Raw genomic sequence first — 23,163 nt, 5'->3', positions numbered from 1 at the left:
GCTCACCGCCCATCAACAAGGAGGTCTGGAAATGGCGATGCTTTGGGAAATCCTTCGCTACGTCGCCGCTTGGGGAGGGACCGGACTGATCATCTGGTTCTGGTACTGGATGTTCTCCAACATCGGCACCTTCTGAGCCGGGAAACACTCAATGCCTGAGCTACCTGACGCCGCCGCGATGGCGATCGAGCGCAGTTGCGCGGTGACCGCGGTCGCGTTGAGTGAAAACCGTCGCGAAGGCGTGCGACTGGTGACTGGGGAGAAGCGCAGCTTCGGCTTGAACGCAGCCCTGACCTTCGTGCACGTTCCGTATCCGTGGATCACCGGCGACTGGACACGCCGAACCATGACCTGCGGCATCGCCTTTCAGTGTGCACCGTCGAAAGATCGATTGACCGAGTACCGGCTGAACGAGTTGTCGGCACGCGAGCTTCGGGCGCTCACACTCGTCGAGGCCGGCGTCGCCCTCGGATGGATCGCGTCGCGCTGGCCGGGCCTGTTGACCGAAATCCGGCGACTGTTACCCCATGTGGAGGCGGCGGCCAGTGACATGGACGCCCAGCAGATGCTCAACCGTGCCATCGCGATGGCGCGTCAGGAGCAGAGCCTGGCGGTGCACCCAGTGCTGGGTACCTTGCCACGGGCCTACACCACGCCGCAGCGACTGTCCGACAAGTTGCGGCGCAGCTTCGGCAGAATGCCGTGGACCACGACGCAAAAGCGGCTGCCGCGACCGTATTCCGTGCCCGTAGGCGGCGACGGCGGTGTTCGCAACCCCAATCTCCCGCCGCCGAGCCGGCCGCAGGACAACGATTTCGACATCACTCCACAGCACCGGCCGGGCATTCCCTACCCGGAGTGGAATGCGTGGACGAAAAGCTTTATGCGCGACCACGTCGCGGTGCTGGAACGCGCCGAGACCCGGCACACCGCCGATCAGGCACCCATCGGGGCAGAGCTACGCAGGTGGTTCCAGGAGCACACCCATCGCGCGATGACCAGCCGCCTGGAAGACGGATCCGACATCGATGTCGACCAATACGTCCGCCATTACCTCGACTTGTCCACCGGCGAGGTGTCCGAACCCCGCATCTTCCGCGAATTGCTGCCCTCTAGCCGCGATGTCACCACCGCACTGCTGCTCGACGGCAGCTCGTCATTGGGTGTGCACGGCGGACAGGTCTTTCGACTCGAATTGGCTTGTGCCGACGCGCTTTCACGGGCGATGACGGTCGCCCGCGAGCGCCACGGCGTCTTCGTGTTCACCGGTAACACCCGCCACCGGGTCGAAGTGCGCTGCCTGAAGGATTTCGCCGATCGGCGGTTCGTGCCGCCCAGCCGGCTGGGCCTGACCACCAGCGGCTACACCAGGCTGGGCGCCCCGTTGCGCCACTTGACGAGCCGGCTTTTGGCACAGCCCTCTGAGCGGCGCCTGCTGATCGTGATCGGCGACGGCTTGATCTCCGATGAAGGTTACGAAGGCCGCTACGCCTGGGCCGATGCCGCGCACGCGGTCGAGGAAGCCAACGACGCCGGCGTCTCCGTGTACTACGTCGGCGTCGGACCTACCCGGGTCGATCCCCTCCCGGAGGTGTTCGGACCACGCCGGTCGCAACGCATCAAGCGAGTCGAGGAGTTGCCCCGCGTATTAGCCCACGTCCACCGCGAACTCGTCGCCGCATAACCGCTCACCACGTGAAGGAACCCATGACCCCCGACACCTATCTCGCCAGCGGCAATGAAGTCCAGTTGTTCGAGCAGGCATTCCATCGCCGTATCCCGGTGATGCTCACCGGGCCCACCGGGTGCGGCAAGACGAGGTTCGTCGAGCACATGGGTGTGCTGCTGCGGCGACCGGTCGTCACCATCAGCTGCCACGACGACCTCACCAGTTCCGACCTCGTCGGCCGATTCATGGTGACCGGCGGCGACGTCGTGTGGACCGACGGGCCATTGACCAGAGCGGTCAAGGCTGGGGCGATCTGCTATTTGGATGAGGTCGTCGAGGCGCGCCATGACTCGCTCGCCATCGTGCATTCGCTGACCGATCACCGCCGCTCCCTGTATCTGGACCGGGCCGGGGAGGTGGTGACAGCACCCGAAGAATTCATGCTCGTGTGTTCGTACAATCCCGCCTACCGCAGCTCGCTCAAGGAGCTCAAACCCTCCTTCCGGCAACGGTTTGCCACTCTGCCCATGCAGTACCTGCCTCCCAAGCGCGAGGCCGAGGTGATCGTCGCCGAAACCGGTGTCGCATTGGCCACCGCTCGGCGGCTGGTGGGCTGCGCGGTTGCGATCCGCTCCGCCGACGATGCCTTCCACTTCGAGCCGCCCTCCACCAGGGTACTGGTCAATGCCGCACAGCTAATCGTCGCAGGCGCAACCGAATTGCAAGCGGCCGACGTGTGCATTCTCGCACCGCTGAGTACCGACGGGGCCATCAGCGACGGATTACGTGAAGTCGCGGCAGCCAGCCTGGCCGCCGCAGACCCCTCGAGCACACCGAGCTAGGAAGGGACCGTCCGGTATGGATCAACAAGAGCGGAAACGCAAGCGGGCGCTGATCATTCTGCAGGTCGTCATCTACGGCTACTTGCTGACGATGTTCCTCATTCAGCTCTACATGTCGTTCGCCCGGGGCTGGTGGCAGTTGTGAACTCGCCAGTGACCACCGCCAAAGCGTCGATCAGTCTCGAGGACCACCACGACGAGTCGCGGCGGGCTCAGCGCCGGGCTGACAAATGGATGATCGTCGGCGCTGCGTTGATGGGCATGTGGGTGCCAGGGCTTGTCGGCTTTCCCATTTTCATGCGCGGAGTATGGCTGCAGCGCCAGGCCCTGCGCGCCGGGCTGTCGGTTCGGCCCATGATCGTCACGCTGATCGGCTATTTGGTGTTGATCGACGGATGCCTGAACAGTCTGGGGTGGGCCCTGGACCTGATCGCTAACCACACCCTGATCAACCGGGTGCTGATGGTCGGCTGGGGCAACATGTTCGATGCGGGATACTTCTGGCACTACAACGAGCTGTGGGTCGGTGGATCGGCCGGGCCGGGGGAGAAGGCCTGGGTCGCCGGGCTGATCCTCGCCGTGTTCTCCATGCGGGTCGCCGCGGCGATCGGGTTCTTGCAGATGAAGCGCTGGGGCCACCAGTGGATGATCATCACCTGCTGGATGGGCGTGGTGATCTGGTGTGGCTACGTGTTCAACATGACGATGTTCGCCGACGTGCGTTACGCCGGGGTGGTGTTCCCGGTCATCGGGTGGTGGCTCTACGACATCTTCTACATCACCCCCTTCCTGGCGATCCCGTATCTGCACACGGTCAACCGCGAAATCTTCTCCGACTGAACAGATTCAAGGAGCACGACTGTGACCACACCGACCGAGGAAAAAGACCCGGCCAATGACCTGCCGCCGGGCACCACACCCTATTACGCACGGATGCACACCTGGATCAAGCGGGCCGTGCTGGTCTGCCTGGTCGCCCTGGTCATCGAGGGCGCATTCACGTTGCCCTTCATGGCGGTGTACTACGGCTACCCGACGCTGAGCCTCACCGAGATCTGCAGCGAACTGCTGAAGGTCCGATACTCCGACGACACGCTGGAGTGCAAGTTCCCCTACCCGCCCTTCGGGCCGCCTGAAGGTGCTGAAGGCAAGGACACCGCCCAGGATCAGTGGGGCATTCAGCCAACGCCGAAGTACCACCGGCTCGGGTTTCGCGAACTGGTCCGTATCCACCAGGAGCGCTTGGCGCGGCAGGCCGCCGAGCAGTACAGCCCGCCGAGTCCATGACCGAGCCACTCAAAGTCGTTCAGTGGGCCACCGGGAACGTCGGTAGCCATGCCGTCGCGGCAGTGCACGAGCATCCCGGTCTGGAACTGATTGGGGCGCTGGTCTATACCGACGCCAAGGCCGGTCGCGACGTCGGCGAAGTCTGCGGTATCGGTGAGATCGGTGTCACCGCAACCAAAGACCCCGAGCAGATCTTTGCCCTCGATGCCGACTGTGTGCTCTACATGGCCCAGGGTGAGTGGAATCCGTCGGCCGCGCTCGACGACGTGTGTCGGCTGCTGGCCTCCGGCAAGAACGTGGTGTCGACGGCGGTGACGGCATGGATCTATCCGGAAAGCAGCAGCGACGACGTGGTCGAACGGCTCGAAGCCGCGTGCGAGGAGGGACAGGCCTCCTTCCACGGCACCGGTATCGAACCGGGGTGGGCCGCCGAAGTCCTGCCGCTGACGATGTCGGGTTTGTTCCGTCGGGTCGACTCGCTGCGGGTGCAGGAGCTGATGGACTACACCACCTACAACGTTCCGTTCGTGTTGTTCGACGTGATGGGGTTCGGCAAAGATCCCAACGAGCGGGTTCCCATGGACGAGCCGGCGATCGGGGGCTTGTCGTTCAAGGCTCCGCTGATGCTGTTGGCCGACGGGCTCGGCGCGACCATCGACGATTACGTCTGGGAGCGGGAGGTCGCCGTCACCGACACACCGATCGACATCACCGCCGGCCGTATCGAAGCCGGCACCGTCTCTGCGCAGCGGTTCGCCTACAGCGCGATCATCGAGGGTCGTGCGGCGCTGACCGTCGAGCACATCACCCGGCTGGGCGCCGACCAGGCGCCCCATTGGCCGAATGGGCGGGGCTGGAAAGTCACCGTCGAGGGGCTTCCGTCGATGGTGTTGGATTCGCGCATCGCCATCCACGACGAGGACGACACCGACCAGGGCTGCCTGGGCACTGCCATGCACGCGGTGCACGCAATCGCGCCAGTCTGCGCCGCGGACCCCGGGATACGCACGTTCCTCGATCTGCCCACGATCGTGGGCCGCGGCGTCCTGTCACGAGGGTCAAGACGTTGACTGTTCCGCAGGTGTCCTATGCAGACCTGCCGATGTCGTTCGACCGCGGGACGGGATGGGCCAAGCTGCGCGACAGCGGGCCCGTTCTCTACGGCGACGGCTGGTACATCCTCACCCGTCGCGAGGATGTGCTTGCGGCCCTGCGTGATCCGGTCGTGTTCTCGTCGAAGCGATCCTTCGACGCGATGATCAGCCCGGTGCCGTTGGTTCCGCTGGCCTTCGACCCGCCGGAACACACCCGCTTCCGCCAGATTCTGCATCCATTCTTCAGTCCGCAGACGCTTGGTGCGAGGCTGCCCGCGCTACAGGCGCAGGCGGCCGGCATCATCGAGCAGATCGCGGATCGTCGCGAGTGCGAGGTGATGACTGATCTGGCCACACCCTACCCGTCGCAGGTCTTCCTCACCTTGTTCGGACTGCCGCTCGAGGATCGTGAACAGCTCATCGAATGGAAAGACGCCATCATCGGTCTCGGTCTGGAAACCGACCCGGGGAGTGTCGATTTGGCTCCGGCGGTCAACTTGTACACCTACCTCACCGAAGCAGTCGAGGCCCAACGCCAACGCCCCGGCAGCGGCATTTTGTCGCAGATTTTGCGGGGCGACGCGCCGCTCACCGACGCCGAGGCGATCGGACTTTCGTTCGTGTTCATGCTCGCCGGCCTGGATACTGTGACCTCGGCCATCGGCGCGGCGATGCTGGAATTGGCGCGGTGCCCCGGCTTACGCGGAGAGCTGCGTGAAAAGCCGGACCAGGTACCGATGTTCGTCGAGGAGATGATCCGACTCGAGCCGCCCGCACCGGTGGTGGGGCGAGTCACGACCCAGCCGGTGACCGTCGCCGGCGTCAGGCTGCCGGCGGGGGCAGAGGTGCGGCTGTGTCTGGGCGCGATCAACCGCGATGGCAGCGACACGGTCTCCGGTGACGACTTGGTGCTCGACGGCAGGGTGCACAAACATTGGGGATTCGGTGGCGGTCCGCACCGCTGTCTCGGATCACATCTGGCACGGATGGAACTCAACCTCGTGGTCACCGAATGGCTCAGGCGCATCCCCGAATTCGAGCTCGCACCGGGATACCGTCCCGAGATCAGATGGCCATCCGCCACCTGCACGTTGCCGAGGCTACCGCTGCGAATCCTCTCGCGAACTAACACTACATTATGATGTATAGTGTGATGTATGCGACGCACCAACATCTATCTCGACGAGGAGCAAACCGCAAGCCTTGACCAGTTGGCGGAGCAGGAAGGGATCTCACGCGCCGAGCTGATCCGTCGACTGATCGACCGCACCCTTGCCGGCGCTCATGAGGGCGGCACCGCGGATGCGGATCTCGCCGCAATCGAAGATTCATTCGGCGCTATGCCCGACCTTGACTATCTCCCTCGCCGGCCCAGCGACCGCGAGCAGCACCTCGCGCGAATTGGGCGTCGCGCACGGTGATACTCGTTGATTCCGATGTCTTGATCGCGCACCTGCGAGGAGTTTCGGCGGCGCGGACTTGGCTAACCGATACGCGGCGGCGCGGCCCGGTGGCTATCAGTGTGGTGTCGATCGCCGAAATCATCGGTGGCATGCGATCGGGTGAGCGGCGTGAGGTGTGGCGGCTGTTCTCGGCGTTCCACGTCGAGCCAGCAAATGAAATCGTGGCACGGCGCGCAGGGGAGATGATGCGTCGTTACCGCCGCAGCCACAGCGCAATCGGGCTGGGCGATTACTTGATTGCCGCGACGGCAGACGTCAAGGGCATGGAGTTGGCGACTCTCAACGTGCGACACTTCCCGATGTTCGACGACCTTCGCCCGCCATTCGCATTGCATTGACGCCCATTGGAGGGCTGGCCGAGCGCGAAACCGTAACGGCCAGTCAGAACTTCAGGTGCTGGCTAGTGTCGCCGACCTGATCGATGAACATGATCCGGGTGTCGAACCACCACACTCCGTCGAGCCGGTGAAAGGTGTCGTGGTAGTGGCCGGTGACGATCACCTGCAACGGCAAAGTCGCGGTGGCCTGGGTGACGCTGTAGTAGGAGCGGCTCTCCGCGACGCCGGCGGCCTCGTCGACGAGGATCTGCACATTGCTGGTGATGTGCTTCGTCTTAGGGGTGCCGTCGTCATGAATGCGGACAGCCATCTCGTACATCTTCCGCACCTCGGCGGCGCCGGTGAACACGCTCTCCGGCGGACCGTTCTCGATACCGCAGACCCGCCCGTGGGCGAACAACGCCGCCACCCCGTCCAGATCGCCCGCGTCAATCCGCTCGGCATAGGTATAAATCAGGTTCTCGATAAGACGGGCGCTGTCGGTCATGTCCCGACGTAACTAACCAGCGACAGAACGCTCTGTCAATCCCGCGTCAGTGGCTCGAAGCGACGCAGCTACTCTCGACACGTGGCTGCGCAGTGGTCGCCGACGCGACTTGGAGATCTGACCGGCAAGCGGATCATCGTGACGGGCGCAACTAGCGGCGTCGGCCTGGGTACCGCCCGGGCCCTCGCCAACGCGGGCGCGCACGTGATCATGGCGGTGCGCAACACCGAGTTGGGCGCACAACGCGCCGCGGAGATCGGCGGCTCGACGACCGTGCTCAAGCTCGATCTGGCCGACCTGTCCTCGGTACGGGCATTCCCCACACTGCTCGACGGCGACATCGACGTGCTCATCAACAACGCCGGAGCGCTGACCGACCACCGGGCCGAAACCGCCGACGGCTTCGAAATGACCATCGGCACAAACTTTCTGGGTCCCTTCGCATTGACCAATTTGCTGTTCGATCGACTGCGGTCACAGATCATCAACGTGGGCTCGGATGCTCATCGGGGCGCCCAACTGCGGGTCGGGGACATGCATTTGCGACACCACAAGTGGACGGTGATGGGCGCCTACGCCCGATCCAAACTCGCGGTCATGCTGTGGGGCTTGGAACTGGATCGCAAACTGCGCGCGGCCGATTCACCGATTGTCACCCAACTGACCCATCCCGGCTGGGTGTCGTCAAACCTGTCGCAGGTCTCTGACAAACCGCTGCTGGCACTGGCGGATCGCGCCGTCAAGGCGGTCGCCGGCGTGTTCGGCAACGATATCGACGCGGGCGCGGCGCCCACGCTGTATTGCATCAGCGAACCGATCCCACCCGGAAGCTACGTCGGTGTCGACGGCAGATTCGGACTGCGTGGTGGCCCGGTGCTGATCGGCCGCTCGGCCGTGGCGTGTGATTACAAGGCGGCCGCCCGGGTCTTCGAATTCGCCGAGCAGGAGACCGGCACCAAGCTACCGGTCTGACCAAGCTAGCCGAGCTTCGCGCGCACCCACTGGATGGTGCCGAGGTTCTTGGTCCGCACACTGACGAACCCGCGGTCTTCCAGGAGGTCGCCGAGCTCGTCGTCGTCGAAGCCGTGGGCCCCGGCAGTGGGCAGCATCCGCAACAGCCGGCCGGCCCGCCCGGCGGTAGGGACCATCACCGCGAGTCGCCCGCCGGGCCGCAGCACGCGGCCCATCTCCGCCAAGGCCGCCGCCGGGTCCGGTATCAACTGCAGGACGGCCATCGAAACCACCGCGTCCACCGTGTCGTCGCGCAGTGGCAGTCGCTGTGCGTCGGCTCGCAGAAACCCGACTTGTGGGCCGGATTCGGCGCGCACCGCGCGCGTCAGCATCGGCTCGGACACATCGATCCCCAGCGCCAGTCCACCGGGGCCGGCGGCCCGGGCCAGCGAGGCGGTGACATTGCCCGGGCCGCTACCGACGTCCAGAGCAGTCCCGCCGGGCGGAATGTTCAACCACTCGACCGGGTGCTGCCAGGCTGTGAGCAGCCGACGTGCCACCGCCTGAGCGTTGTCATAGAGCATTGACCCGATCCGTGACGCCCACACCGCCTGGATCACACCGGTGTTCTTCGGTGCGACCGCTGCCGCCGGTTGGTTGCCGAGCAGATCGAGATAACCGTTGCCGACGTCGGGTTCGGCTGGGGGATCGATCAGCAACTCCAGCGCCCGGCGCAATGCCGGCGACAAGGCGTTATTGGAATCGGCCATCGGCAATCCTTCGAAAAAGAAACTCGTTCGCAGCCTACGCGCGGGGCCGGCCTCTGCCAGACTCACAACATGACCGCGGTGTCTCGGCTGCTCGACGAGTACCGGACCTCCGGACGCGTCTTCGCCGCGGATGGAATCTCGTCGTTCGTGCTCGACGACGGTCCCGGGGATGCGCCGCCCGTGGTGTGCGTGCACGGAGTGCCCGCGTCGGCGTATCTGTATCGCAAGGTGATACCCGCGCTGGCGCGGCAGGGGTTGCGCGGCGTCGCCGTCGACCTGCCCGGGCTCGGTCTGGCCGACCGGCCGGACGATTTCGACTACAGCTGGAGCGGACTTGGCCGGTGGCTGCTGTCGGCGATCAACGCGCTCGAGTTGGACCGCTTCCATTTGGTGCTCCACGACATCGGCGGACCTGTCGGCTTCGAAGTGGCGCACGCGGCATCGAACCGGGTGCTGTCGATGACGTTGCTCAACACCATCATCGCCGTGGAGACCTTTCACCGACCGTGGCCGATGGAGCCGTTCGCGCACCGCGGTCTCGGCGAAGCCTGGCTGCAATCGATGCGGATACCGGGCGCCTTCGAGTCGATCATGCGGTTGGTCGGGGTCAGTCGGCATGTACCGATCAGCGAAATCGCCTGCTGGAAGCCGCTATTGCTCGGCGACGACGGCGGCCAGGCGTTTCTGAAGATCATGCGGGGCTTCGAACTGACCCCAGAAGCCCAGCGCCGCTACCTGAGCGCCGTGCGCAATGTCGGGTATCCAGTCCAGATCATCTGGGGCGTGCGGGACCGCATGCTCAGTTGGCGCCAACATGGTGTACAGGCCCAGCTGGCAACCGGCGCCCAGAGCGTGACATTGTTGCCCGCCAAGCACTTTCTGCAGGAAGACTGCCCGGAAGAGATCGCGGTCGGGGTGCATCGGTTCATCGAGCGGAGGACCGATGAACGTGGCGGCTAAGGCCATCGATCGGCTGGCCAACCCGACGCGCATTACGGATCTCGACAGGTTGCGCAGCGCCGTATCGGGGAAGACCGTCCTGGTGACCGGGGCGTCCTACGGCGTGGGCGAGGCCACCGCCCGGCGGCTAGCCGCCGCCCAAGCGACCGTGCTGGTGGTTGCCCGCTCGGCGGAACGGCTGAGCGGCCTCGTCGCGTCGATCACCGCCGGCGGTGGACGAGCATGCGCCTACCCGACCGATCTGACCGACGAGGCGGCCATCGGCAGGCTCGGGAAACAGATCGCCGACGAACATGGTGCGCTGGACATCGTGGTGAGCAATGCCGGTAAATCGCTGCGCCGCTCGCTGCACCACCAGTACGACCGACCGCATGATTTCCAGCGCACCATCGCAATCAACTACCTCGGCCCGATTCTGCTTCTGTTGGCGGTGCTTCCGGCGATGCGTGAAGCCGGCGGCGGGCATATCGTCAACGTGTCCAGCGTCGGCGTCCGCGTCCCGCCCGGGCCGCAGTGGGGCGCCTACCAGGCGTCCAAAGGAGCGTTCGACCTCTGGTTGCGCAGCGTCGCACCGGAATTGCACGCGGACGGCGTGGAGGTGACCTCCGTCTACTTCGGGTTGGTTCGTACCAGGATGATCGAGCCGACACCGATTTTGCGCAGGCTTCCGGGGCTGCACCCCGACCAGGCCGCCGACGTGATCGCAAAAGCCGTGATCCAACGGCCCCGCACGATCGCGCCGGCCTGGACCGGGCCCGCCGAATTGGCGTCGGTGGCGTTGGCCGGGCCGATCGATCGGGCCGCGCGGCTGTGGTCTCGCTATGTGGTCGACTCGGGGCATAGCCGGCCATGACGGCGCTAGGTCTGGTCGCGGGCGCCGGTCGCGCGTTGCTGCGTTCTCGGTTGCTGATCCCGCCCGGACCGGTCGCCGCGGCCCGGTTGCTCAACGAGGCGCGGCGAGGCGGCACGAACCCCTTCACGCTGCTGGCGGTCACGGCAGCGCGGTGGCCGAACCGGACCGTGGTGATCGATGACGACGGCCCGGTCAGTTATCGCGAAATGCGTTCCAGCGTCGAGGCGTTGGCCGCCGAGCTGTATCGCCGGGGTGTGCAGCCCGGTGAGGCAGTCGGGGTTTTGTGCCGCAATGGCCGCCGATTCGTCCAGTCGGTGTTCGCGGTCGCGCTGGTCGGCGCCGACGTGGTGCTCGTCAACACCGAATTCCGCAGTGCGGCGCTTGCCGCCGCGCTGAGTGCACACGACATCCAAACCATGGTCTGTGACGCCGAATTCATCGAACAACTGCGCGCTACCGGTGAGTCGATCACGGCGGTCGACCCGACGGCGATTCAAGCTCACGGGTCTGGTTCGCGGCCCCCAGTGGCGCGGGCCGGCCAGATCGTATTGCTGACCTCCGGCACGACCGGCAAACCCAAAGGTGTGCCCCGGGCCCCGCGGATCAATCCAGGGGTGCTGGGCGTAGGCGTGACGATTCTCGATCGCACCGGGCTGCACACTGGCTCGCGAATGGCGGTGGCCGTACCCATGTTTCACGGGCTGGGTTTCGGCATGGTGATACTGACTGTGGCCCTCGGCGGCACGATCCTCACCCACCGACGCTTCGATGCCGAGGCAATGTTGGCGCAGGCGTCGTTGTATCGCGCAGATGCGTTTACCGTCGTGCCGATCATGCTGGCGCGCATTCTGGAGCTGCCGCGAGCCGTGCGGGCGCGAAATCCGCTGCCGTCGCTGCGAGTGGTGGTGTCCAGCGGAGCGCGGCTCGAACCGGGGCTGGTGCGCCGGTTCAGCAAGGAGTATGGCGACGTGCTTTACAACGGTTACGGGTCCACCGAGGTCGGCATCGGTGCACTGGCAACACCGGCCGATTTACGGGACAACCCCGAGACGGTGGGCAGGCCGTCCATCGGCTGCCCGGTCCGCATCTTCGACGACGACGACAAGCCCGTCGGTCCACAGGTCATCGGGCGGGTCTACGTCGGCGGCGAGCTGACCTTCGAGGGCTACACCGGCGGGGCGAGCAAAGCCGTGCTGGACGGCATGACGAGCACCGGCGACATGGGTTATTTCGATGAGTCGGGGCGGCTGTTCATCGTTGGCCGGCAAGACGACATGATCGTGTCGGGAGGAGAGAACGTCTATCCCCGCGCGGTGGAAAACGCGCTTGCCGAACACCCCGGCATCGCCGACATCGCGGTTGTCGGCGTGCCGGACGAACAGTTCGGTCAGCGGCTGGCCGCATTCGTGGTGCCGCGCGACGACAGTGCCATCGACGAGCCAGAGGTGCGGGAGTATCTGAAAGACAAGGTCTCTCGTTTCGAGCAGCCGAGGGACATTCGCGTCGTCGGCGCCATTCCGCGTAATCCGGCCGGCAAGGTGCTGCGAAACGAACTGCCGCAGGTCTAGTCGACGACGCGCAGCGGCGGCGGGGACGCCTCGTCGTCGTCAACCGCCAGTTCGTCATCGGTGGTCTTGATCAGCCAATTGGGGGCCACCACCGAGACAGCGGTGGCCGCCGCGGTGGCACCGGCCACGCCCGTCCACGCCACCGGCCCCAATGGCGTGCAGCCGAAGAAGTGGCTGACGCCGGGGGTTTGGACCACGGCGACCAGCACGGCCGCGCTGCCCAGCGCCGTCGCCACCACCAGCGGGCTGTGCCGGCGCGCCAGCAGCGTCTGCGCCAACTGTGTGCTCACCAGGGCAGTCAAACCCATTGTGGCGGTGCGTCGTTGAGTGCCGGGTGTCCAGCGTCCGATCGCCCACGCCGCGGTGGCACCGGCGGCGGTCACGCCGCCGCGGGTCAGGATCTGCCGCATCAGCGGCACGTCGAGCGATGGTGTCGGCTCGGTGAGTATCGCGCGCTGGTACGCGCGCCGCGTAGCGTCCAGGTCCTGGTCGCTTTGATCGACGGTTTCCTCGGGCTGCGGGTACTGCGGGGTGACAGCCACCGCAAGGGCGGGGAACATGTCGGTGAGCAGATTCACCAGTAGCAGCTGGCGGGTCCCGACCGGCGCACGCCCGGTGCCCAACGCGGTCCCGATGATCGTGAAGACCACTTCCCCCACATTGCCGCCAACCAGGATGGTGAGCGCATCGCGCACCGCGCCCCACATACCGCGGCCCTCGACCAACGCGTCGAGCAGCACACCCAGGTCGTCTTCGGTCAAGACGATGTCGGCGGCGCCGCGGGCGGCCGACGATCCGCGTCCGCTGACCCCGATGCCGACGTCGGCGACGCGAATCGCCGCAGCGTCGTTGGCGCCGTCGCCGACCATCGCGGTCACCTGCCCGCCGCGCTGTAGTGCGGTGACGACTTGCACTTTCTGTTCGGGGCTGACCCGGGCGAAAACCTGGACATCCGCGGCGAATTCAGCGCGGGCATCCTCGTCGAGAGCGGCCAGTTCGGCGCCGGTGACCACCCGCACGTCCTCTGGCAGACCAAGCTGGCGGGCAATTGCACGTGCGGTGACCGGATGGTCGCCGGTGATCAGCACGACTTTGCGCCCGACCTCCTGCAGAGCTTCGATCAGTGGTTGGGCCGACGGTCGTGCGGTATCGGCCAGGCCGACATAGCCGATCAACTCCAAGTCGCGTGCGGCGGCATCGACGTCGTCGGCGTCGGTATCGGCGTCGTCGATCGCGTCGGCGTCCCAGTGCCGTCGCGCTACCGCCAGCACCCGCAGGCCTTGCTCGGCAAGGTTGTGCACCAGCGACTCGGCATGGCGGCGATCATTGTCAGGGTCGTCGAAGCGGCAACGCGGCAGGATCTGCTCGGGTGCTCCCTTGAGCACGAGTGTCGGCGCATCCCCGTTCATGGTGCCGATCGCGGCAGCGTAGCCGCGGCTGGATTCGAACGGCACCTCCGCGATCGTGATCCATTCGGAATTCGCCTGCTCTGGAAGCGAATTCGCCGCGGATAGCACCGCTTCGTCGGTGGCATGGGCGTGACCTTGCCCGTTCTGGGGCGTCGGGCAGGCCCGCGCGGCGGCCCGGATCACGCCGGCAGCCAGCGGGTCGGCGGCGTCCGGGAATGGGCCCTGCGGGTCAGTGGCGGCCGGTACGGCGCGGACTACGTGCAGATGGTTCTCGGTGAGCGTGCCGGTCTTGTCGAAGCAGACCGTCTCGACGCGGCCCAGCGCTTCGATGGTGCGCGGGGCTCGGACCAGCACTCCGCGCGCCGACAGCCGGCGCGCCGCCGCGAGTTGGGCGAGCGTGGCCACCAACGGCAGACCTTCCGGGACAGCGGCCACGGCGATCGCGATGCCGTCGGCGACGGCTTGGCGCAGCGATGCCCGGCGCAACAACGCCAGCCCGGTCACCGCGGCTCCACCGGCCAGCGTCAGCGGCAGCACCTTGTTGGTCAGCTCCCGCAGCCGTGCCTGCACCCCGGCCGCGGATTCGACGTCGGCGACCGCCGCGAGAGCGCGATGCGCGGCAGTGGCGACACCGGTGGCCACGACGATTGCGCGGGCATGTCCGGCCACAATCGTGCTGCCCTCGAACAGCATGCTGGCCCGGTCCTGCTCGGCCGCGGCGACGGGTTCCACCTGCTTGTCGACCGGCAGCGATTCACCGGTGAGCAACGACTCGTCGACCTCGAGGTCCTCGGCCTCCAGCAGACGCGCATCCGCCGGCACGACGTCCGGAGCGGCCAGGTCGATGATGTCGCCGGGCCGTAGCGAACTTGCGGGCACGGTGACGGTCCGGTCGGCGTGGCGCGCGGCCTCCAACCGGCGCCGCGACGTCGCCACCACCGGGACGACGACGCGACGCGCGAACTGGTCCTGCTCGGCGAACAACTCGGCGGCCGCGTCCTCGGCGCGCAACCGTTGCACGCCGCCGACGAGCGCGTTGACCGTCATCACCCCCGCGACCAGCAGGGCGTCGACGTTGCTGCCCACGATCGCCGACGCTGCGGCTCCCACCGCCAAGATCGGTGTCAGCGGATCGGACAGCTCGCTGCGCGTCGCGGCCAGCAACCGTCCCAGGCCACGGGCCGGCTGGCGCAGCGGCGCGAGAAGCGGGTGATAGGACAGATCGTCGAGAACGCGTCGCCACGGCGGCGCGCCCGGTTCGGCGGTCAACGGCCGCGACCGACTGGCCAGCCGCGAATACACGATCTCGGGGTCCAGTGCATGCCAGGCGGTCAACGGCTGCGGGGTGGGATCGGGCAGTCGCAGCACATTGCCGGCCGCCAGGGCCCCGGACATCAGCGCGGTGGCAGCGGCAGCGTTGACCGGATTGAGCCACCGCCGTACCGCAAGCGGGCTGCCGCCGCGCGGGTCGCCGGTGACCACCAGCAGCCCGGCCAGGGTGCTGCCGCCCTTGGCGAGTCGCACCGCCGATTCGCTGGCCCGCCGCGCCGCGGGAACGGCCGACAAGATCCGGACAACCGCGGCCAGATCGGTACCGGTGATGATGTCGGCGGTCCACGGCGTGGCCGCGGCGGGATCGTCGAGAGCCACCCCGACATCGGCGATCGCCAACGCCGCCAACGTGTCGGTCGACGCGAAGTCGCGGTGCAGCGCGGTGACCAGCAACACCGGTCCCCGGTCGGCGCGCAGCTCACGTACCAGTGGCAGCAGCGGAGTCCCGCATGGGTGGGCGGTACCCACGCTGGCGGCCAGGTCCTCGGTGCCGGCTACATGCCGAAGCACTACCCGGGTGCCCGTCCGCTGCGCGGTTTGCAGCAGCGGGATCGCGTAGGGATCGACCTCCCATGCCACGTCGACGCTGCCCACCTGCTCGCCGTCCACTACAAGATCGGCACTTTCGAAGCCCTCCGCCGGTGCCGCCGACGGCCCCCTGGCCGGAAGCCATCGCAGCCGCGCCCCGGTGGCCGGCAATTCGTCGGGGTCGGGATCGGGAGCCCGCTCGCCGTGCAGCAGCGCGTCGGCCACCTCATAGACCCGGTCGTCATCCCAGCCGGCGGCATGGCCCTCCGCCCGCAATACAGCGCGGGCGTCACCGCGCAGCGCCGCGCCGTCGATGAGGATCACCTTGACCCGGTCCAGCCGCCGCAGGGCACCTGGGTCGGGAACCAGTTGGCCGGCATTGGCCAGCCCGCGGCCCAGGATCGCGGCAAAAGTCTGGCGGCCGAAATGCGCCGCTTTGGGAATGGCGGCCAGGATCGCGTCGGCGACCTCTTCGGCGCGTCCGCCGGCCAACAAGGCACCGGCGGCGGCGACCAGCGAGGCATTCGCCGCCTGATCGGCGTATTCCTCGACCGGCCCGCCCATGGCCCCCTTCGCGGTGTCGATCGCGGCGTCGATGGCGGCATCGACGACGACGTGTGACGCCTCGCCCGCCGCCGCGGCCGCCCAATTGTGCCGCGGGACGTGTGCGCCGGATCCGGCCGACGACATGACCGGAACCACCGGAGCCTGGGGCCGATCGGGTGAGGCGAGCTCGGGCTCGCGCTCGCGCCACGTGCGGCGATGCGCCGCCGCCTCGGAGATCTGCAACCCGCGTTGCGCCAAATCGAGCAGGGGTGTGCCCACCGACTGGCTCAGCCCGTGCGCCACTGCGGTCGAGGCGCTGAGCGCGATATCGGTGCCCACCCGTCCCAGCCGCGACTCCAGCAGGGAAACCAACCGGGGTTGGTGGTTGATGACGGCCGCCGCGGCCTGGGCCGTTCGCGGGGCGGCGGGCAGGCGGCCCAACCACCCGGCCACCGCCGCCCCGAGCGCCACCACATCCATCGCTGCGGCGGTCAACGGGAGCAGCAATGCCAGCGGGTCACCCGGATCGGCGAACGGCGCGGTGCGCGGTGACCGCGGACCGGCCGCGGAGCCGTCTACGGACGTTGCGAGGGCCTCGCGCACCGCTTCCCAGATGCGGTCACTGTCTGCGTATGTCTCGTGTTCGACGACCAATCGCCCCAAGGCGCCCTCGACATGGGCAGCAGCGACACCCGGGATTGTGCGCACGGCCTGCTCGACTGCGGCGGCGTGTTCATGCCAGCGGGTGAACGGGAGTAACGGATCCAGGTCGAGATGTAGCCGCCGCCCGGTGTGCCACGCCACCGACGGGTTGGTCTGCGAGTCATTACCGGACCCGTTCGTCCCGAGCAGGCGGCTCGTTGATTGCTCCACAGACCGCACGACCGGGCTGGTGAGCATCTGGACCGCACCCGCCGTCATCGCCGCACCCTGCATTCCCGCCCGCAGCATCCGGCCTGCTCCATCGGTCATGCCACCAACCACAGTGGCCACACCCGGAACCCTCATCCCGCTACCCCTAGATCACGTCTCCCGCGCCCGTGAGAACCCACGACGCTTACCCCGCACTCTCCACAACTAGTCCTCGAGCAGCACATGTGCCGTTACAGCACGACACCGGAGTCAGTTCTTGACCCCCACGGTGATCAAATCCGAGAGGATCTTGGTCCACCTCGGCCGCCGCACCCGGTGCTGCTCACTGACGGTGAACCCGGCGTTCTCGAACAGCCCGCGCATCTCCGGCGGCGACGGGTTGTGGGAGGGATTCCACCGGTTTGCCGACAGGCTGTGCAGCAGCAGCGGCTGTCGCGGGCTCAGCGTCGCGACCGCCGCCAGCCCGCCGGGCGCCAGCACCCGGTGAAACTCGCGCAATGCCGCCGGCTGGTCGAAGAAGTGAAACGCCGAGGTCGTCACGACCGCCTCGAGCGCACCATCGTCAAACGGAAGATGCTCCGCCGGGCCTTTCAGCCAGTGCACCCGGTTCGACCGCGTCCGCGCCTGGGCGAGCATCCCGTCGGACATGTCGACGCCGTAGACCTCGTCGAGTCGCAGTTCACGCTCGATCCGATCAGCCAGAACGCCGGTACCGCAGGCGATGTCCGCCACCCGACGCGAACCGTGGGCAACCAGCTGCTCGATCACCTCGTCTTGCGCCGGCCGGTAGACCCACTGCTGCAGCACTGGCAGGTTGTAGGCGGGTGCTGCGAAACTCCAGAACCGGGTGACGGTCTCGTTGAAACCGCGTCGTCGAGCCGTGGCCATGATTCACCCTACCCAGCTGCCGAACTCGCTTCCTCGCTGATCCAGGCCAGCAGCCGTTGCCACAACAGCAGGCGGGTAGATGCCATGTTGTGGCAGTGCGCGCTGCCAGGAACGATGAACGTGGTGATGTCGGGGCTGCGACGGTAGAACTGCGCCTCGACCCGCGGATCCGGTGAGACGTCGACCTCGCCGTAGCCGAGGAAAACCGGCACCGCTACCGACGCCGCTTCCTCGGCGGTCACACCCGGGATCGCCGCAGCCGAAAAGCAGCGCGGTGCAACCGATAACGTCGTCGAGGTATCTGCGGTCAGCACGGCTGCCGGGACGTCGGCGAGGTGGAACCAGCTCTGCAGCCAATCGCGTGAGGTTTCCATGTACTGCTCGGGAATCATTCCGGCGAATTGCTCGATGAGCATCGCGCGCCCTTGGGCGGTGCCGGCCGCCGCGATGAATTCCGGGTCGAGGTTCAGCGGCGCGACGTGCTGGTTGGTGCAGCCGAGGATGGCCAGCGCCGCGTAACTGGCGGCGGCGGCCTGCTGCAAGATCGCGAGATAGCCGCCCAACGAATGGGCCACAGCAACGGGAGGCGCTGTGCTGCCGGTGATTTCGGGTAGACCGGAAATCGCGTAGTTTAACGCCGCCGCGATATCGGCCAGGGCGATGTCACGGGCCGGCCGGGTACTGTCGCCGGTGCCGAGCGGGTCGATCGCTATCACCGAGCAGCCGTGCTGGACGGCGTAGTCGGCGAAGTTGTAGCCGGGATGGCCGGGCACGTCCAGATGCCAATAGCCCCGGTTGTATGTTCCGCCGGGCAGGCAGACCAGCACCGTTGGGTTTGGTGTGGCGGTGGAGTAATAGGTTGCGGCCAACGAGGCCGGTTCGCCGACGGCTGCGCTGACGTCGAGCCGCAGCTGAGATTTTCGGTTCACTGCGAGGCAACGGTATTGATGTGGACAAATCTAGCGGACACCGTGCCCGCAGCGGTGGATGCTATCGGGTGTGGCGACCAACACCGATCGCTATCGCATCGCGCGGGACCAGGTCCTCGCCGGGGACCCACCGGGCGGCGCCTTTTCGTGGCCGCAGCTCACCGGTCGCTTCAACTGGGCCACCGACTGGTTCGACGTCATCGCGCGGGGCAACGATCGCGCCGCGCTGCGGATCGTCGAAGAGCACGGTGCCGAGCAGCTGGTCAGCTTCGCCGAGTTGGCCGAACGCTCTGACCGGGTCGCGACATGGCTGGAAGGACTCGGCATCGGCAAGGGGGACCGGGTCATCCTGATGCTCGGCAACCAGATCGAATTGTGGGAATCGATGCTGGCCGTCGCCAAGCTCGGGGCGATCATCATGCCGACCACCAACGCGCTGGGACCGGCGGATGTCGCTGACAGGGTGAGCCGCGGCGCGGCGCGGGCGGTGATCGCCAACGCCGCCGACACCGTCAAGTTCGACGCCGCCATCGGCGACTACACCCGGATAGCGGTGGGCCCTCGGCTCGACGGGTGGCAGTGCTATGCGGAAGCCTCGGATCTGGGCGCTGTGCACCCTTATACGGCGCGCACCGACGTCAACGACCCGCTATTGGTCTACTTCACCTCCGGCACCACGAGCACACCCAAGCTCGTGCAGCATTCGCAGGTCAGCTATCCGGTTGGGCATCTGTCGACGATGGCGTGGATCGGGCTGCGGCCTGGCGATGTGCACATGGCCATCGGATCACCGGGTTGGGCCAAGCACGCCTGGAGCTGTTTTTTCGCGCCGTGGATCGCGGAGGCGTCGATCTTCGTCTACAACTATCACCGATTCGACGCCGCTGCGCTGCTGACTCAGATGCGGCGCGGGAATGTGACGACGTTCTGCGCGCCACCGACGGTGTGGCGCATGCTTGTTCAGGCCGATCTGGGTGCCAGGCCCGACCGACTGCGAGAGATTGTGGCCGCCGGCGAGCCGCTGAATGCCGACGTGATCGCGCACGTGCAACGCGCTTGGGGACTGACGATCCGCGATGGTTACGGGCAGACGGAGACCACGCTGTTGATCGGCAACCTGCCGGGCCGACCCGTCAAGGCCGGTTCGATGGGACGCCCACTGCCCGGCGTGCCGGTGGAGTTGGTCGATCCCGTCAGCGGCCAGCCCGCCGACGAGGGCGAGATCTGCCTCGAACTGAGCGCTCACCCGGTTAATCTGATGACCGGCTATCTCGGTGATGCGCAACGCAATACCGCGGCGATGGCCGGCGGCTATTATCACACCGGCGACGTCGCGCGCCGCGACGTCACCGGCGCTATCACCTACATCGGTCGTACCGATGACGTCTTCAAATCGTCGGACTACAAGGTGTCGCCGTTCGAATTGGAAAGCGTGCTCGTCGAGCATCCGGAGGTCGTCGAAGCCGCCGTCGTACCCCAGCCCGACGACACCAGGTTGTGCGTGCCGAAAGCCTATGTCTCGCTGGCCGTCGAATGGGAGGCTAGCGCCGACACGGCCCGCGTGATCATGGAGTATGTGCGGGACCGTGTCGCCCCCTACCTGAAGGTACGGCGTATCGAGTTCTTCGAACTGCCGAAGACCATCTCCGGCAAAATCCGGCGAGTGGAGCTACGCCGCCGCGAAGAGGCCCTGGCGGGCGGGCCGATCACGACCGAATACCGCTACGAGGATCTGATCCGATGAAAGCCTATGACGCCGGGCCGACCGATGGCTCGATCCTGGAGGAGACAATCGGGGCCAACTTCGAGCGCACCGTTGCGGCGAAGCCCGACGCCGAGGCGCTGGTGGACGTCATGGGTAGCCGGCGATGGAGCTACGCCGAACTCAACGCCGAGATCGACCTGATAGCACGGGGATTGATGGCGCTGGGCGTGGAGAAGGGTGAACGCGTCGGCATCTGGGCACCCAACTGCGCCGAGTGGGTCATCGTGCAGTACGCCACAGCGAAGATCGGCGCCGTCCTGGTCAACGTCAATCCCGCCTACCGCACCCACGAACTCCGCTACGCGTTGAATCAGTCCGGTGTGCGCACCCTGATCGCGACGACGGCGTCCAAGAGCTCCGACTATCGCGGCATGGTCGAGGAGGTGCGCCCGCAATGCCGCGATCTGAAAGACGTTCTGTTTCTCGACACCGACGACTGGACAAGGTTGCGGGACGGGGCCGAACGGTGCGCCGACCATGAACTGCGGACGCGGCTGCGCGCGTTGCGCAACACCGACCCGATCAACATCCAATACACCTCGGGAACCACCGGCTTCCCGAAGGGTGCGACATTGTCGCACCGCAACATCCTCAACAACGGATTCTTCGTCACCGAATTGCTCAGCCTGGGCCCGGCCGACCGGCTATGCGTTCCGGTGCCCTTCTACCACTGCTTCGGCATGGTGATGGGCAATCTGGGCTGCACCACCCACGGCGCCACGATCGTCATTCCGGCACCCGGTTTCGACGCCGAAGCGACGCTGACCGCCATTGAACGCGAGCGCTGCACCGGTGTTTACGGCGTACCGACGATGTTCCTCGCGATGCTGGCTCATCCGGCCTTCCCTGGCACGGATTTGTCGTCGCTGCGCACCGGAATCATGGCGGGGTCGGTGTGTCCGGTCGAGGTGATGAAGCGCTGCATGGCTGAAATGAACATGGCCCAGGTCGCCATCGCCTACGGCATGACCGAGACGTCGCCGGTGTCGTGTCAGACCCTTATCGACGACGATCTGGACCGGCGCACCGCGACGATCGGACGTGCGCATCCGCACGTCGAAATCAAAATCGTCGATCCCGACACCGGCGACGTCGTCGACCGGGGCCAGCCCGGCGAGTTCTGCACGCGCGGCTACTCGGTCATGCTGGGCTACTGGCGCGAGCAGGACAAGACAGCCGAAGTGATCGACGCCGACGGGTGGATGCACACGGGCGATCTCGCGGTCATGCGTGACGACGGCTACTGCCGCATCGTCGGGCGCTTGAAGGACATGATCATCCGCGGCGGTGAGAACGTCTATCCCCGCGAAATCGAGGAATTCCTCTACACCCATCCCGACATCGAGGACGCGCAAGTCATCGGCGTGCCCGACGACAAATACGGCGAGCAGATCTGCGCTTGGATCCGGATGAAGCCGGGACGCGCTCCGCTGGACGCCGCAGCCGTCCGCGACTTCGCCACCGGCAAGCTGGCCCACTACAAAATCCCCCGATACGTCCACGTCGTCGACGAATTTCCGATGACCGTCACCGGCAAGGTCCGCAAAGTCGACATGCGCGAGCAGAGCGTGCGGTTGTTCGCTTCGGAGTAAGCCTCCTTCCGCGAAGCAGGAGCCAGGGCTGCGATCTGGCCCCGATCACGACCCTGCCTTCTGTTTGGCGGTGCTCGCTTGGTTGACTTCTGGCATGCCGTTGCTGTCGCTGCCCTTTATTGCCGACCCCATGGCACGACTATTCGCCGCGGTGGCCGGTGGCACCACGCCGCCCGCGAAGCTGCGGTTCGACGACATCGCGGGACACACCAGGGACGCGACGATTCCCACCCGCCATGGACCACTCCCGGCGACGATCTACCTTCCATCCGCCGATGCCGATGCCGATGCCGATACCAGGCCGCCGGTACATGTCAATGTCCACGGCGGAGGATTCGCCGTCGCGCATCCCGAGCAGGACGACCCGTGGTGTCGCTATCTGGCTGCCCACGCCAAAGTCGTTGTGATCAACCCGGATTACGCATTGGCGCCCCAGCACCGCTTCCCCGTTGCAGTCGAACAGATCTACGACGTGGTGGCCTGGGCGGCGTCGCCCGACCGGGATTGGGACGGCACCCGGCTCTGCGTTGGTGGCCAGAGCGCCGGCGGCAATCTGGCCGCCGCAGCCGCCCGCCTCGCACTGGAAAACGGTGGTCCGCAGATCAAACTGCAAGTGCTGCACTACGCGCCGGTGGATCTGGTGACGCGGGCCAAACACAAGCACACACCCGCGGGCCGCAAAGCGGTCTTCCAGCCGTGGATGGGTGACATCTTGGACGCCGCGTACATCCCGGACCCGCTGCAACGGCGTGATCGGCTGGCGTCACCAGGATGGGGAACCAACGCCGACAACATCGGTGGTATCGCGCCCGCAGTTGTTGTCACCGCGGAATTGGACCGCCTGCGGGACGAAGCTATCCACTATGCGCGCAAACTCGAGTCCGCCGGTTCGCTGGTCGAACACTACGATGTCGGCGGAGTCGACCACGGCTACAACATCCTTGGTGACTCAGCGGACATCACCGCCAAGATGTACGACTTCATCGCAGGCCACGTCGTCGCCGCGGTAGGTTAGCCCA

At 66.5% G+C, this 23,163-nt stretch carries 21 protein-coding genes; 16 read left to right on the top strand and 5 right to left on the bottom strand.

What is annotated here, in order from left to right:
- Positions 1 to 151: 151 nt before the first annotated feature.
- The 9 genes from AC5Y5W_RS11505 (at position 152) to AC5Y5W_RS11465 (ending at position 6,693) form a co-directional block, all read left to right on the top strand.
- Positions 152 to 1,684 (top strand): nitric oxide reductase activation protein NorD, encoded by a 1,533-nt coding sequence (locus AC5Y5W_RS11505; RefSeq protein WP_500009512.1) that lies wholly within the window; start codon positions 152 to 154, stop codon positions 1,682 to 1,684.
- A gap of 23 nt (positions 1,685 to 1,707) precedes the next feature.
- The gene (locus AC5Y5W_RS11500) at positions 1,708 to 2,511 is read left to right on the top strand and encodes a CbbQ/NirQ/NorQ/GpvN family protein (RefSeq protein ID WP_500009511.1); all 804 of its coding nucleotides are present in this window, start codon (positions 1,708 to 1,710) and stop codon (positions 2,509 to 2,511) included.
- Between the two features lie 16 nt (positions 2,512 to 2,527).
- Complete coding sequence (locus AC5Y5W_RS11495; protein WP_269455137.1) at positions 2,528 to 2,656, top strand: hypothetical protein; 129 nt, start codon at positions 2,528 to 2,530, stop codon at positions 2,654 to 2,656.
- Between the two features lie 89 nt (positions 2,657 to 2,745).
- Positions 2,746 to 3,351, top strand: coding sequence for a hypothetical protein (locus AC5Y5W_RS11490; RefSeq protein ID WP_500009575.1), 606 nt, complete (start codon positions 2,746 to 2,748; stop codon positions 3,349 to 3,351).
- 21 nt (positions 3,352 to 3,372) lie between these two features.
- Complete coding sequence (locus AC5Y5W_RS11485; RefSeq protein WP_500009510.1) at positions 3,373 to 3,798, top strand: hypothetical protein; 426 nt, start codon at positions 3,373 to 3,375, stop codon at positions 3,796 to 3,798.
- Positions 3,795 to 4,868, top strand: coding sequence for an NAD(P)H-dependent amine dehydrogenase family protein (locus AC5Y5W_RS11480; protein WP_500009509.1), 1,074 nt, complete (start codon positions 3,795 to 3,797; stop codon positions 4,866 to 4,868). The genes AC5Y5W_RS11485 and AC5Y5W_RS11480 overlap by 4 nt, the downstream gene beginning before the upstream one ends.
- Positions 4,869 to 4,900: 32 nt before the next feature.
- Positions 4,901 to 6,034 (top strand): cytochrome P450, encoded by a 1,134-nt coding sequence (locus tag AC5Y5W_RS11475; RefSeq protein ID WP_500009574.1) that lies wholly within the window; start codon positions 4,901 to 4,903, stop codon positions 6,032 to 6,034.
- 15 nt (positions 6,035 to 6,049) lie between these two features.
- Complete coding sequence (locus tag AC5Y5W_RS11470) at positions 6,050 to 6,313, top strand: ribbon-helix-helix domain-containing protein (RefSeq protein WP_500009508.1); 264 nt, start codon at positions 6,050 to 6,052, stop codon at positions 6,311 to 6,313.
- Positions 6,310 to 6,693, top strand: coding sequence for a type II toxin-antitoxin system VapC family toxin (locus tag AC5Y5W_RS11465; protein ID WP_500009507.1), 384 nt, complete (start codon positions 6,310 to 6,312; stop codon positions 6,691 to 6,693). The genes AC5Y5W_RS11470 and AC5Y5W_RS11465 overlap by 4 nt, the downstream gene beginning before the upstream one ends.
- Positions 6,694 to 6,736: 43 nt before the next feature.
- Here the strand turns inward: AC5Y5W_RS11465 and AC5Y5W_RS11460 are convergent, their stop codons facing one another.
- Positions 6,737 to 7,180, bottom strand: a complete 444-nt coding sequence (locus AC5Y5W_RS11460; protein WP_500009506.1) for a nuclear transport factor 2 family protein — start codon at positions 7,178 to 7,180, stop codon at positions 6,737 to 6,739.
- Between the two features lie 81 nt (positions 7,181 to 7,261).
- On the opposite strand from AC5Y5W_RS11460, the gene AC5Y5W_RS11455 reads away from it, so the two are divergent.
- Positions 7,262 to 8,152, top strand: coding sequence for an SDR family NAD(P)-dependent oxidoreductase (locus AC5Y5W_RS11455; RefSeq protein ID WP_500009505.1), 891 nt, complete (start codon positions 7,262 to 7,264; stop codon positions 8,150 to 8,152).
- A 5-nt stretch (positions 8,153 to 8,157) separates the two neighbouring features.
- Here AC5Y5W_RS11455 and AC5Y5W_RS11450 read toward each other — a convergent pair whose 3' ends face one another.
- A complete protein-coding gene (locus AC5Y5W_RS11450; protein ID WP_500009504.1) occupies positions 8,158 to 8,901 on the bottom strand; it encodes a methyltransferase domain-containing protein in 744 nt (247 codons plus the stop codon).
- Positions 8,902 to 8,970: 69 nt separating this feature from the next.
- Between AC5Y5W_RS11450 and AC5Y5W_RS11445 the strand changes: the two genes are divergently transcribed.
- The 3 genes from AC5Y5W_RS11445 to AC5Y5W_RS11435 are packed head-to-tail and all read left to right on the top strand — an operon-like array spanning position 8,971 to position 12,282.
- Positions 8,971 to 9,861, top strand: a complete 891-nt coding sequence (locus tag AC5Y5W_RS11445) for an alpha/beta fold hydrolase (RefSeq protein WP_500009502.1) — start codon at positions 8,971 to 8,973, stop codon at positions 9,859 to 9,861.
- Positions 9,845 to 10,714 (top strand): SDR family NAD(P)-dependent oxidoreductase, encoded by an 870-nt coding sequence (locus tag AC5Y5W_RS11440; RefSeq protein WP_500009501.1) that lies wholly within the window; start codon positions 9,845 to 9,847, stop codon positions 10,712 to 10,714. The genes AC5Y5W_RS11445 and AC5Y5W_RS11440 overlap by 17 nt, the downstream gene beginning before the upstream one ends.
- Positions 10,711 to 12,282: an AMP-binding protein gene (locus AC5Y5W_RS11435; RefSeq protein ID WP_500009500.1), complete on the top strand. Its 1,572-nt coding sequence runs from the start codon at positions 10,711 to 10,713 to the stop codon at positions 12,280 to 12,282. The genes AC5Y5W_RS11440 and AC5Y5W_RS11435 overlap by 4 nt, the downstream gene beginning before the upstream one ends.
- Here AC5Y5W_RS11435 and AC5Y5W_RS11430 read toward each other — a convergent pair.
- The 3 genes from AC5Y5W_RS11430 to AC5Y5W_RS11420 all read right to left on the bottom strand — a co-directional run bounded on the left by AC5Y5W_RS11430 (position 12,279) and on the right by AC5Y5W_RS11420 (position 18,787).
- On the bottom strand, positions 12,279 to 17,105 hold the full coding sequence (locus AC5Y5W_RS11430) for a cation-translocating P-type ATPase (RefSeq protein ID WP_500009499.1): 4,827 nt from the start codon (positions 17,103 to 17,105) through the stop codon (positions 12,279 to 12,281). The two genes, AC5Y5W_RS11435 and AC5Y5W_RS11430, sit on opposite strands and share 4 nt — an antisense overlap.
- A 114-nt stretch (positions 17,106 to 17,219) precedes the next feature.
- Positions 17,220 to 17,858: a class I SAM-dependent methyltransferase gene (locus AC5Y5W_RS11425; RefSeq protein ID WP_500009498.1), complete on the bottom strand. Its 639-nt coding sequence runs from the start codon at positions 17,856 to 17,858 to the stop codon at positions 17,220 to 17,222.
- Between the two features lie 8 nt (positions 17,859 to 17,866).
- The gene (locus AC5Y5W_RS11420; protein WP_500009497.1) at positions 17,867 to 18,787 is read right to left on the bottom strand and encodes an alpha/beta hydrolase; all 921 of its coding nucleotides are present in this window, start codon (positions 18,785 to 18,787) and stop codon (positions 17,867 to 17,869) included.
- A gap of 70 nt (positions 18,788 to 18,857) precedes the next feature.
- Between AC5Y5W_RS11420 and AC5Y5W_RS11415 the strand changes: the two genes are divergently transcribed.
- From AC5Y5W_RS11415 to AC5Y5W_RS11405, 3 genes are all read left to right on the top strand, one after another.
- Positions 18,858 to 20,531 (top strand): AMP-binding protein, encoded by a 1,674-nt coding sequence (locus tag AC5Y5W_RS11415; RefSeq protein WP_500009496.1) that lies wholly within the window; start codon positions 18,858 to 18,860, stop codon positions 20,529 to 20,531.
- Complete coding sequence (locus tag AC5Y5W_RS11410) at positions 20,528 to 22,144, top strand: AMP-binding protein (protein WP_500009494.1); 1,617 nt, start codon at positions 20,528 to 20,530, stop codon at positions 22,142 to 22,144. Before AC5Y5W_RS11415 ends, AC5Y5W_RS11410 begins: the two co-directional genes overlap by 4 nt.
- Before the next feature lie 181 nt (positions 22,145 to 22,325).
- Positions 22,326 to 23,159 (top strand): alpha/beta hydrolase, encoded by an 834-nt coding sequence (locus AC5Y5W_RS11405; RefSeq protein ID WP_500009573.1) that lies wholly within the window; start codon positions 22,326 to 22,328, stop codon positions 23,157 to 23,159.
- Positions 23,160 to 23,163 lie beyond the last annotated feature (4 nt).

It is taken from the genome of Mycobacterium sp. NGS51, from assembly GCF_059812525.1.
Note: the sequence above shows the minus strand (reverse complement) of the source record. Positions and strands in the feature narration are given on the sequence as shown.